Below are 11,268 nucleotides of genomic sequence, written 5' to 3' on the forward strand. Positions count from 1 at the left end.
CCCGATGACCGAGCTGCGCGGCAGGACGGTGATCGTCACCGGTGGGGCACGCGGGATCGGCGCGGCGGCCGCCCGGACCGCCGTCGCGTCGGGGGCCCGCGTCCTGCTCACCGACGTGCGCGAGGATGAGGGGCGGGCCGCCGCGGGGGAGCTCGGCGAGAGCGCCCGGTTCGTCCGCCACGACGTCACCTCGGAGGACGACTGGCGCCGGGCGGTCGACTTCGCCGTGACCGCCTTCGGGCGAGTGGACGGGCTGGTCAACAACGCCGGAATCTCCGGCGGTTCCCACTTCCTGGAGGAACAGTCGCCCGAGGCGTTCCGGCATGTCCTCGACGTCGACCTCACCGGCGTCTTCCTCGGCATGCGCGCGGTGATCCCGGCGATGCGGGAGAACGGCGGCGGATCCATCGTCAACGTCTCCTCCGCGGCCGGCCTCATAGGCCTGGCGCGGACCGCGGCCTACGGAGCGGCCAAGTGGGGCGTGCGCGGGCTCACCAAGCTCGGCGCCGTGGAGCTCGCCGCCGACCGGATCCGCGTCAACTCCGTCCACCCCGGAATGATCCACACGCCGATGACCGCGCACGTGGGCATCGAGCGGGGCGAGGGGAAGTACCCGAACACTCCGATGGGCCGGGTGGGCGAGCCCCGGGAGATCGCGCGGGCGATCGCCTTCCTGCTCTCGGACGCCGCCTCGTACGTCACCGGAGCCGAACTCGCCGTCGACGGCGGCTGGACGACCGGCCCGACCATCCGACCGACCGAGGAGAACCCCTGATGCCCGTCGACCTCACAGGAAAGGTCGCGCTGGTCACCGGCGCGGCCCGTGGCATGGGCGAGGCCGAGGCCCGCCTCTTCGTCGCGCTCGGCGCGAAGGTCGTCCTCACCGACGTGCGGGAGCCGGAGGGAGCGGCGGCGGCCGCATCCCTCGGCCCCGCGGCCCGCTTCGTCCGCCACGACGTGACCGACGAGCGGTCCTGGGAGGCTGCCGTGGCCACCGCCCGGGACGCCTTCGGCGGACTCGACGTCCTCGTCAACAACGCGGCGATCTACTCCACCTCACCCATCACGGAGGAGGACCCGGCCCGCCTGGAGGCGATCCTCCGCGTCAACCTGATCGGCCCGTTCCTCGGCGTCCGTGCCGTCGCCGGCGCGATGAGGGACGGCGGCGGCGGATCCATCGTCAACATCTCCTCGCAGGCCGGCCTCCAGGGCATCTGGGGGCACGGCGCCTACGGAGCCGCGAAATGGGGGCTGCGCGGACTGACCAGGACGGCCGCGCTGGAACTCGGCCGGGACGGCATCCGGGTCAACTCGGTCCACCCGGGAGCCATCGCCACGGCGATGACCGCCCACCTGGACACCACGGAGCATCCGGGCACACCGCTGGGCAGGGTGGGGACGCCCGAGGAGGTCGCCCACCTCGTCGCCTTCCTCGCCTCCGACGACTCCTCGTACCTGTCCGGCGCCGAACTCGCCGTGGACGGCGGCGCGTCGGCGGGCCGGATGCCGGTCTTCACCCCGAAGGGAGCGGACGAGTGAACCGACCCGACCCCGAGGTCCAGGCGGTCATCGACCTCGCCACCGCCGGCTTCCCGCCGCTGGCCACGGAGATGACGGACATCGCCGAGGTACGCGCCTTCTTCGCGGCCCGGCCCCGACCCGCCGTCCCCCCGCCCCCCGTCGCCCGGGTCGCGGACGAGGACGCCGACGGAGTCCCCGTGCGCGTCTACGACCCGGCGACCCCCGAGACCGCCCCCGTGATCGTCTTCTGCCACGGGGGCGGCTTCGTCCTCTGCGACCTCGACAGCCACGACGCCTTCTGCCGCTCTCTCGCCCGTGCCACGGAAGCGGTCGTCGTCTCCGTGGACTACCGACGCGCCCCCGAGGACCCCTTCCCCGCCGCCCCCGAAGACGCCTACACGGCCCTGCTGTGGACGGCGGCGACCTTCCCCCGGCGCCGGATCGCCGTGGCAGGGGACAGCGCCGGCGCCAACCTCGCCACCGTCCTCACCCTGCTCGCGCGCGACCGGGGCGGCCCCGAGATCGCCTGCCAGGCCCTCTACTACCCCATGCTCGACCCGACCCGCTCCCGCCCCTCCCACCGTGAGAACGCCCAGGGCTACTTCCTCACCGCCGACCATCTGCGCTGGTACTGGGACGGCTACCTGCCGGACCCGGCGACGCGCACCAGCCCCTACGCGGCCCCGCTCGCGGGCGCCGACCTGTCCGGACTCCCGCCGGCCCAGATCGTCACCGCCGGCTTCGACCCCCTCCGGGACGACGGCCTGGCGTACGCGGACGCCCTCACGGCGGCGGGCGTGGCGGTGCGGGCCCGTCACCACGCGGGCATGTTCCACGGCTTCCTCTCCATGGCGGGCGCCCTGCCCGAGGCGGCCGAGGCCCGGGAGGCCGCCTTCGCCGACCTCAGGGCGGCACTCGCCCCGCACTGAACGCCGCCGCGAGCACGTGCGCACCGCCCCTCGACCGATCGGGTCGAGGGGCGGTGCGCGTTCCCCGTCCAGGCGCCCAGGTGTCTCATCCCCGGAGCAGAGCGAACCCCTTGTACCCCGAGGCCGCGACGTCCGCGATGATCTCCCCGTACACCCCGAAGCCGCCGATGAAGGGCATGAACACCCGTGGCTTCCCCGGGATGTTGGCCCCCAGGTACCAGGAGTTCGCCGCCGGGAACAGCGTGGCGTCCGCCCGCTCAGCACACTGCGCGACCCACTGCTCGACGGCCTCCTCGCTCGCCTCGATCGCGCGGTAGCCGTGCTCGTCGAGATGGCTCAGACAGTCGCCCAGCCAGTCGCCGTGCTGCTCCGCGCACAACACGACATTGGCCATCACGGACGGGCTGCCGGGGCCCGTGAGGTTGAACAGGTTCGGGAAGCCGTCGACTCCCAGGCCGAGATAGGTGCGGGGACCCCCGCTCCACACCTCCTTCAGCGTCCGGCCACCGCGCCCCCGGATGTCCACCCGGTCGATCGCGCCCGTCATCGCGTCGAAGCCGGTCGCGAACACGAGGGCGTCCAGCTCCACTCGGGTGGAGTCGGCCAGCACGATCCCGGTGCGGTCGATCCGCTCGATGGCGTTCTCCCGCAGGCTCACGAGCCGTACGTCGTCGCGGTTGAACGTCTCGTAGTAGTGCGAGTCGGTGACGATCCGCTTGGTCCCGATCGGATGGTCGGTGGGGACCAGCAGGTCGGCGGCGGCCGGGTCCTCGACGAGGCCGCGGACCTTCTCCTCCCAGAACGCGCGCGCCGCCTCGTTCGCCGCACGGTCGGTGAGCTGGTCGGGGAACGTCTTGGAGTACAGGACGCCGCCGAGTTCCCAGCGTTCCTCGAACGCGGCCCGCCGCTCGTCCGGCGACACGTCGAACGTCGCCGACGGGTGCGCCGTGTGCGGCGAGCCGCCGCCACTGAGCCGGGACAGCCGTCGCCGTTCGGCGTAGCCCGCCTTCTGCCGGCGGCGCGTCTCGTCGTCCAGGGGTTTGTTGCCCGCGGGGATGCTGAAGTTGGCGCTGCGCTGGAAGACGGTGAGGTGCGCCGCCTGCTCGGCGATCAGAGGAATCGCCTGGATGCCGGAGGACCCGGTTCCGATCACACCGACGCGCAGGCCGCCGAAGTCCACGCCCTCGTGGGGCCAGGCACCGGTGTGGTACGTGGCGCCGGAGAACTCCCCGGCCCCCGCGATGTCCGGCACGTGGGTACTGGAGAGGCAGCCGACGGCGAACACGCAGAACCGGGCCGACACCACCTCGCCGGCGTCCGTGCGGACGGTCCAGCGCAGCGTCTCCTCGTCCAGCTCGGCCGAGACGACCGAGGTGGAGAAGGTATAGCTGCGCCTCAGGTCGAAGCGGTCGGCGACATGACGCAGATAGCGGATGATCTCCGGCTGGGTGGCGTACTTCTCGCTCCAGTCCCACTCCTGCTGCAGCCCCTCGTCGAAGGAGTACGAGTAGTCCACGGACTCCACGTCGCAGCGGGCGCCCGGGTAGCGGTTCCAGTACCAGACGCCGCCCACGTCCTCGCCCCGTTCGAAGCCGCGCACGCTGCGGCCGAGACCGCGCAGCCTGTGCACGGCGTACAGACCGGTGACGCCCGCTCCGACGACCACGACGTCGACGGAATCGGTGATGCTGTCGTTCACGTTCGTACTCCCCTCAGTGGATGGTGCTGCTTCCCGACGGCCGCCGCAGCGCGTTCTTGTCGACCTTGCCCGCCGCGTTGTGCGGCAGGGCGGGCACGGAGCGGAAGGCGCGCGGGACCTTGAAGTTGGCCAGCCGCTCACGCGTGTACGCGGTCAGCTCCGCCGCCTCGATCGACCCCCCGGCCGCCGGCACGCAGTACGCGACGCCGACCTCCCCGAGCCGCGCGTCCGGAGCGCCCACGACCGCCACGTCCAGGACGGCGGGGTGGCCGCGCAACACCTGCTCCACCTCCGCCGGGTACACGTTGAAGCCGCCCACCACGAACATGTCCTTCAGCCGGTCGGTGATCCGCAGGAAGCCGCGTTCGTCGAGGACACCGACGTCCCCGGTGTGCAACCAGCCCTCCGCGTCGACGGCCTGCGCGGTCGCCTCGGGATCGTCGAGATAGCCCCGCATGACGTGGTAGCCGCGGGTGAGGATCTCGCCGGGCTCCCCGGGCGGCGCGTCGACCCGCAGCTCCGTGCCCTCCAGGGCCGTTCCGGACGTACGGGCCAGCGTCTCCGGGGACTCGTGCGGCGGGCAGATCGCGACCACGCCCGTCGACTCGGTCAGCCCGTAGGCGGTGTTGACGCTCCGCGCGCCGAGTGACGTCCGGATCTGCTCGATCAGCGCGGTGGGGATGTTCGCGGCGCCCGTGACCGCCATCCGCAGCGACGTGAGGTCGTACGCCTCGCGCTCGGGATGGTGGACGAGCGAGGTGAAGACCGTCGGCGCTCCGGTCAGGACGGAGACCCGCTCGTCCTGGATCCGCCGCAGGGCCGCCCCCGCGTCGAACACCCGCTCCGGGAGGATGGTCGCCCCGCGCAGCAGACAGGCGAGGATCCCGGCCTTGTAGCCGAAGGTGTGGAAGAACGGGTTGACGAGGAGGTAGCGGTCGCCGCGCCGGAGCGTGACCGTACGCGCCCACGCGTCGTACACGCGCAGGTTCTGTCCATGGGTGGTGGGCACGCCCTTGGGGCGGCCGGAGGTGCCCGAAGTGAAGAGGACGTCGGCGGTGTCGGCGGGGGAGACGGCGGCGGTACGGGCCGTCCGCTCCTGCCCGGTCACACGGTCCGCACCCGCCAGGAACTCCGTCCAGTCCGCGGAGTGCAGGGTCACGGTCCGTTCCAGGAGAGGGAGTTCCTCGCCCGAGGCGGCCAGCATCGCCCGGTAGTCCGTTCCCAGGAAGTCGTGCTCGGTGAAGAGGAGCCGGGTACGGGACCGGCGCAGGATGTCGGCGGCCTCGGCCGCCTTGTAGCGGGTGTTCACCGGGACCAGCACCCCGCCCGCGGCGACCGCGCCGAGCGCGGCCACCACCCAGCGGGCGCTGTTGGGCGCCCACACGGCGACCGCGTCTCCGGGACGCACCCCCTGCGCGATCACCGCGCGTGCCACCCGGTCGACCCGGTCGCGCAGCTCCTCGAACGTCCAGCGCTCCTCTCCGAAGACGAGGGCCTCCTCCTCTCCGTACCGCTCCGCGGCCCAGTCCGCGAGCCGGGCGATGGTCTGCGCGCCCTTCATGATCTGTCACGTCCTCCCTGCGGCCCCGCCCCTCGGGCGGGGCGCGGGCGGTGGAACCACGGCGGTTCGGAGCCTGACAGGCAGGGGCGGCCCGACGCAGGGCCCGGTTCCCGCTCACCGGGAAGGTGGCGGGTCCGATCCGGCTTTCCGCTCCACGCCCGGCGCGAGCCGGGCGCCTCCGGCGGACAGCCGTACAAGAGGAGCGGCCGGACCCCCGTGGAGTCCGGCCGCTCTCTCGTCGCGTCGGATCGGATCGTCACCCGCCCGCGGAATCCCGCGGGGAGGGCGCCCGGCGCTCAGTGCTCGCAGAGGGAGAATTCCCGCTCGAAGAGCTGCTCGTTGTGCTCGTCGACGAAGAACTTCCGTTCCCGCATGAGCTGTTCGCGGAAGCCCTTCGCCTCTTCCAGCGTCATGGTCGAGGTCTCGGACCACGGCTGCTGCGGTGGCACGTCGGACGTCGAGACGATCCTTTCCGACGGGTCGACCAGGAAGAAGGCGAGAATCTTCCGGTGCCCCGGGCGGGTGGCGTCCGCGAGGCGGAACGAGCCGACGCGGTGTTGCAGGATGTTCGGGAACGCCAGGCAGCGGCCCTCCGGGGTGGAGGCGGAACCCAGCAGCTGGTTCAGCGCGTCCTCGTCCTCCAGACCGTAGACCTCGCGCAGACCGTCGTCGTCGTTCTGCTCGTAGTCCGGATCGTCGAGCGCCGCCCGGAAGCTCAGCCGGCTCTCGGTGATGTTCTCGCTGTCCCAGTAGTAGATGCCGGTCGAGACGATCCGCTCGTTCAGCATCCCCTCGACGTGCCAGGAGCCGCCGTCGTACTCCGGCTTCTCCGGGGTGAGGTGGATCGTGGCGAGCTTGACGATGACCTGGAGCCCACGGCCGCGCAGATCGACCCGGGCGGAGTCGTCCGGCACCTCCGGCGCGGTGAAGTCCGGGGCGTCCGGGACGACCGGATGGCGGTTCTCCCACCACTCGTCATGCGCCGCCGACCAGGCACGGCGGGCTTCCTGGTAGGCCGCGTCGTCGCTGTAGTCGGACGCCCTCGGATACTCCGGCTGCGAGTCGTACCACCCGTAGGGATCGACGTCGACCCGCAGGGGGCGAGGGTGGCGGAGGTCCGTGAGCACGTTCTCCAGCAGCGGGCGCATGCGCGCGAACAGGTCCGGCAGGACGGAGGCCAGTGCGTGATGGGTCTCGGGGTGGACGTTGTTCACGTACGAACGGAAGGCGACATCGCCGTCGTCGCTGACGTCGACGTCCGTGGGCAGCCACTGGTACCGCTCGGAGAACTCGTACGTCGAGTAGCGGTCCGTCGGGTTCCGCCACGCCCGCTCGGGCCCGCCGCTCACCTCGTTCACCAGACAGAACAGCGAGGGATGCACCAGATCCAGGACCTGGCCGTCGGATCCGGGGTGCCAGTCCTTCTCCGCTTCGGGGACCTGCTCCAGAACCCGGACCGCCTCACGCAGCCGGGACCGGAGCTTCTCGTCGATCAGGGTGTCCGACTGCCACACCCCGTCGACTGCGGACACCTCGATCCCGGTGCGTTCGTCCCGCAGCGCGGCGTAGTGCGCGAGTTCGGCGAGCACATAGCGGATCTGCGCCTCGGTGAGCCCCTGGTCGACCGCTTCCCGCGTCCACCTGGCGACGATGTCGGCATCGTTCATCTTCTCGAACCAGCCGGGCTTCGCCCGAAGGTGCGAGCTGCACTCCATCATCTCCAGCTCCCGCAGCGCGCGCGGCTTCGCGAACGACAGGGAACGGGAGGCGTGAAAGGGCAGCGGGAATGCGGTCAGGCCGGTCAATTCTCTTGATCCTCACAGTCGGTGTGCGGTGGCCGGAAGGATACGTGAGCGGACTGACACCGCCGCTGTGGTCTCCCGGCGGGCACATCGCCGCCGTCGTCCCCGTCGCCGCGGAGACCTCTCGACAGCGAGCATCTAGGATGTCGACCGCGCTGCGACGTCGCACGGGGTTGACGTCGCGCGCGGTCGTGCCGCGGGCGCGGCCTTTCATCCGTGAGCCGTCCTACCGGATGCGCCCGGGTAGCTGTTTCTACGGGGGAGAACCGCGGTGTTCGGAATCATCAGGCCATGCCGTCATCGTCTGGGCGAGGGCCTGCGCACGGAGTGGATGGCGCATCTGTGCGGGCTGTGCCTGGCGTTGCGCGGCGAGTACGGGCAGTTCGCACGCGTGGCCACCAACTACGACGGACTGATCGTCTCGGTCCTGACCGAGGCCCAGTCGGAACGAACGGGCGACTGGCGGCGGGGAGCCGGTCCGTGCCCGCTGCGCGGAATGCGGTCGGCGGACGTGGCGCAGGGCGAGGGCGCGCGGCTGGCGGCGACGGTGTCGCTCGTGCTGGCGGCCGCGAAGATACGTGACCATGTGGCCGACGGCGACGGCCTGCTGGGGCGCCGCCCGGTGGCCCTGGCGGCACGCAAGATCGCCCACGGCTGGGACCGCGCGGGTGCGGCGGGCGGCGAACGGCTCGGCTTCGACACCGCGGTGCTGCTCGGGGCGGTCGAGCGCCAGCCGGAGATCGAGCGGTCGACCCGCCGTGGCGCCTCGCTCCTCACGGTCACGGAGCCCACGGAGACGGCGACCGCCGCCGCCTTCGCGTACACCGCGGTGCTCACCGACCGCCCGGAGAACGCCGAACCGCTCGCGGAGGCCGGCCGCCTCTTCGGTCGGCTGGCGCACCTGCTGGACGCGGTGGAGGACCTGGACGCGGACGAGGCGTCCGGCGCGTGGAACCCGATCGCCGTGACCGGCGCGGACCGCGCCGAGGTGCGCAGGCTCTGCGACGACGCGGTCCAGGGCATCCGACTCGCCCTGTCCGACGCCGTGTTCGTCGACGGTCGGCTGGTGCGGGCGCTGCTGGGCGGCGAGCTGGAGCGCGCCGTGGACCGGGTCTTCGACCCACGGCACCGCCACCATCAGCACCGGCGCGAGCAGCGGGCCCCGCGCATGCTGCCCTGGCTGGGACGCCGTACGGCCACGGAGACACCCGCGCAGACCGGTACGGACGCGGCCTGCGGCGTCGGCGCCCTCGCCGGCGTGGCCCCGGAGGGAGCGCCGACGGCGTCCGGCCGCCCGCCGCAGGGGCAGTGTCGGCGGTGTCACGAGTGGCGCCGGCTGTGCGGTGACTGCAGGTTGTGTGACAACTGCTGCCGCTGCGACGATGACGGTGACCCGGGCGAGGGCGAGTCCTGGGGGTTCGGGGAGGGCAATCGCGGCGGCGGATCGGGCCGGGACGGGTCCGGCAGGGACGGGTCCGGGGGAGAGGGCTGGTGGGGCGGCCACGGTGGTGGCGGCTCGGGCGGCTCCTCCGGTGGTTCGGGCGGTTCCGGCGGCGGGCATTCGTCCGGTGGCTCCGGTGGCTCCGGTGGCTCCGGTGGCTCCGGTGGCTCCGGTGGTTCCGGCGGGGGCTCGGGGGACGGCTGCGGCGGTGGCGGAGGGTGCTGCAACCCCTGCAAGTGCTGCTGCGACTGCTGCGACTGAACCACAGCCGCACGGGTCACCCGCGGTGAACGGTGGCGAGGGCGCTCCTCGCCACCGTGGGTGACCACGGCGTGCGGCCGGCGCCGGTCTCGTCTTCGACCTCGGGGGCAGCGGAAGCCGTGCCGCGGGGCGCCGCCGTGCGAGGGCGGAAAAATGGTTTGAGCCCGGGCGGCGGTACCGGCAGGATTCGGGGGGACACCGATGAGTTCTTCCCGGCGCCGCGGTCTGACAGTGTGACCCGCCACGTGCGGAGGACACTCACATGACGGAAGGCGCCATGCTCGCACCGCAGGCAACACCCACCCTCTCACCCGACCGCGTCACCACCGTGCTGCGGATTCTCGTGCTGTCCACCTTCGTCGTCCTCCTCAACGAGACGATCATGGTCAACGCGATCCCGCGGCTCATGCGCGAGTTCGAGGTCACCGCGGCAGCCGCCGGATGGCTGTCCACGGCCTTCATGCTCACCATGGCCGTCGTCATCCCGGTCACGGGGTGGTTCCTCCAGCGCGTGACGACGCGCACCGCCTTCACCCTGGCCATGGCGCTGTTCCTCGCCGGCACGGCTCTGGCCGCGGCCGCGCCCGCCTTCCCCGTGCTGCTGGCCGCCCGCGTCATCCAGGCAAGCGGCACCGCCGTCATGATGCCGCTGCTCATGACGACACTGATGACCCTCGTGCCCCCGCACGACCGCGGCCGTGTCATGGGCAACATCACCCTCGTCATCTCCGTCGCTCCGGCCCTGGGCCCGGCGGTCTCCGGCGTGCTGCTGCAGCTGGGTTCGTGGCGACTGCTGTTCCTTGCCGTACTGCCCATCGCCGGAGCCATGGCCCTGTTCGGCCGGAGCAGACTGGTCAACATCGGCGAGCCGCAGGCCGGTCCGATCGACTGGCTGTCCGTCCCCTTGGCGGCCGCGGGCTTCGGCGCCCTGGTCTACGGCCTGAGCGAGCTCGGTGCCGGGGACGCCGCCCGGGCCACCGTGCCCCCGGAGGCGACGACCCTGGCCGGTGCGGTGCTGATCGCTCTCTTCGTATGGCGGCAGCTGGCCCTCCAGCGCTCGTCCACCCCGCTGCTCGACCTGCGCGCCCTCACCTTCCGTCACTTCTCCGTGGCGCTCGGCCTGATGTGCCTGTCCTTCATGGCCCTCATGGGCGCGTTCATCCTGCTGCCGATCTATCTGCAGGAGGTGTGCGGCCTGACCTCACTGCAGACCGGTCTGCTCCTCATCCCCGGCGGTCTGACCATGGGCCTGCTCGGACCCCAGGTCGGCAAGCTCTACGACCGGATCGGCGCACCACGTCTGGTCGTGCCGGGCGCCGCCCTCACCGCGCTCTGCCTCGCGCTGTTCGCCCTCACGAGCGAGGAGACCTCGCCGTGGGTGGTGCTCGCCCTGCACGTGGCCCTGAGCGCCGGCATGGCGTTCGTCTTCACCCCGGTCTTCACCTCCGGCCTGGCCGTACTGCCGCCGCACCTCTACCCCCACGGCTCCGCCATCCTGGGCTCGCTCCAGCAGGTCGCGGCCGCCGCCGGCACCGCCCTGGTGATCAGCGTCATGACGGGACGCGCCGCCACGGCGGCAGCCGACGGCGCCGACGCCACCGGCGCCCTGGCCACGGGCATCACGTGGGGATTCGGCGTCGGAGCGGCGCTCGGCGTCGTGGCGGTACTGGTCGCGCTGCTGGTCCGCACCCCTCCCGTCGCGCAGCCGCCCGCTGAGCCGCAGACCCAGGACGAGGACGGTACGCCGACCAAGACCGCCCCCACCCCCTCCTGACGACGACGGACGACCGCCCGGCCCCCACCACGACGAAGGGGGCCGGGCGGTCGTCCGCATGCAGGGGCCCCGAGGGACGGCGCCGTGGCCGCTGTCGTCGGTGCGCGCCACGCCGCGCAGAGTGTGTGCCGAGGGAACGTTCCCCCTCGGGCGCCCCGCCGGATCGCCCGGCCACGTCGGATCGCCCGAGAGGGTCGAACCCATCTCTTTCGCCCCGCGACTGCCCCTGGCGCGCCCGGAGAAACGCGCCGCCGCACCACCGCGCCCCGCGAAACGCGCC

The 11,268-nt window shown here is 72.5% G+C and carries 8 protein-coding genes; 5 read left to right on the plus strand and 3 right to left on the minus strand.

Annotation, left to right across the window (positions count from 1 at the left end; all coding sequences use genetic code 11):
* Window positions 1–4 precede the first annotated feature (4 nt).
* The 3 genes from AB0D99_RS07325 to AB0D99_RS07335 are packed head-to-tail and all read left to right on the plus strand — an operon-like array spanning window position 5 to window position 2,450.
* On the plus strand, window positions 5–775 hold the full coding sequence (locus AB0D99_RS07325; protein ID WP_362357919.1) for a glucose 1-dehydrogenase: 771 nt from the start codon (window positions 5–7) through the stop codon (window positions 773–775).
* A complete protein-coding gene (locus AB0D99_RS07330; protein ID WP_362357921.1) occupies window positions 775–1,539 on the plus strand; it encodes a glucose 1-dehydrogenase in 765 nt (254 codons plus the stop codon). The genes AB0D99_RS07325 and AB0D99_RS07330 overlap by 1 nt, the downstream gene beginning before the upstream one ends.
* Entirely contained in the window at window positions 1,536–2,450 is a 915-nt protein-coding gene (locus AB0D99_RS07335; RefSeq protein WP_362357923.1) for an alpha/beta hydrolase, read from the plus strand. The genes AB0D99_RS07330 and AB0D99_RS07335 overlap by 4 nt, the downstream gene beginning before the upstream one ends.
* A gap of 85 nt (window positions 2,451–2,535) precedes the next feature.
* Here AB0D99_RS07335 and AB0D99_RS07340 read toward each other — a convergent pair whose 3' ends face one another.
* From AB0D99_RS07340 to AB0D99_RS07350, 3 genes are all read right to left on the minus strand, one after another.
* On the minus strand, window positions 2,536–4,149 hold the full coding sequence (locus tag AB0D99_RS07340) for an NAD(P)/FAD-dependent oxidoreductase (protein ID WP_362357925.1): 1,614 nt from the start codon (window positions 4,147–4,149) through the stop codon (window positions 2,536–2,538).
* 13 nt (window positions 4,150–4,162) lie between these two features.
* A complete protein-coding gene (locus tag AB0D99_RS07345; RefSeq protein WP_362357927.1) occupies window positions 4,163–5,710 on the minus strand; it encodes a FadD3 family acyl-CoA ligase in 1,548 nt (515 codons plus the stop codon).
* 296 nt (window positions 5,711–6,006) lie between these two features.
* Complete coding sequence (locus tag AB0D99_RS07350) at window positions 6,007–7,515, minus strand: DUF4246 domain-containing protein (protein WP_362357929.1); 1,509 nt, start codon at window positions 7,513–7,515, stop codon at window positions 6,007–6,009.
* A 268-nt stretch (window positions 7,516–7,783) separates the two neighbouring features.
* On the opposite strand from AB0D99_RS07350, the gene AB0D99_RS07355 reads away from it, so the two are divergent.
* Together AB0D99_RS07355 and AB0D99_RS07360 are read left to right on the plus strand one after the other, a co-directional pair.
* Window positions 7,784–9,214: a DUF5685 family protein gene (locus AB0D99_RS07355; protein ID WP_362357931.1), complete on the plus strand. Its 1,431-nt coding sequence runs from the start codon at window positions 7,784–7,786 to the stop codon at window positions 9,212–9,214.
* A 262-nt stretch (window positions 9,215–9,476) separates the two neighbouring features.
* On the plus strand, window positions 9,477–10,988 hold the full coding sequence (locus AB0D99_RS07360) for a DHA2 family efflux MFS transporter permease subunit (RefSeq protein WP_362357933.1): 1,512 nt from the start codon (window positions 9,477–9,479) through the stop codon (window positions 10,986–10,988).
* Window positions 10,989–11,268: the final 280 nt, after the last annotated feature.

It is taken from the genome of Streptomyces sp. NPDC047971 (assembly GCF_040653355.1).
Lineage (GTDB): Bacteria > Actinomycetota > Actinomycetes > Streptomycetales > Streptomycetaceae > Streptomyces.

Coding starts and splice junctions, on each gene's coding strand:
- AB0D99_RS07360 (WP_362357933.1), top strand. CDS start 9,477: ATGACGGAAGGCGCCATGCTCGCACCGCAGGCAACACCCACCCTCTCA.
- AB0D99_RS07345 (WP_362357927.1), bottom strand. CDS start 5,710: ATGAAGGGCGCGCAGACCATCGCCCGGCTCGCGGACTGGGCCGCGGAG.
- AB0D99_RS07325 (WP_362357919.1), top strand. CDS start 5: ATGACCGAGCTGCGCGGCAGGACGGTGATCGTCACCGGTGGGGCACGC.
- AB0D99_RS07330 (WP_362357921.1), top strand. CDS start 775: ATGCCCGTCGACCTCACAGGAAAGGTCGCGCTGGTCACCGGCGCGGCC.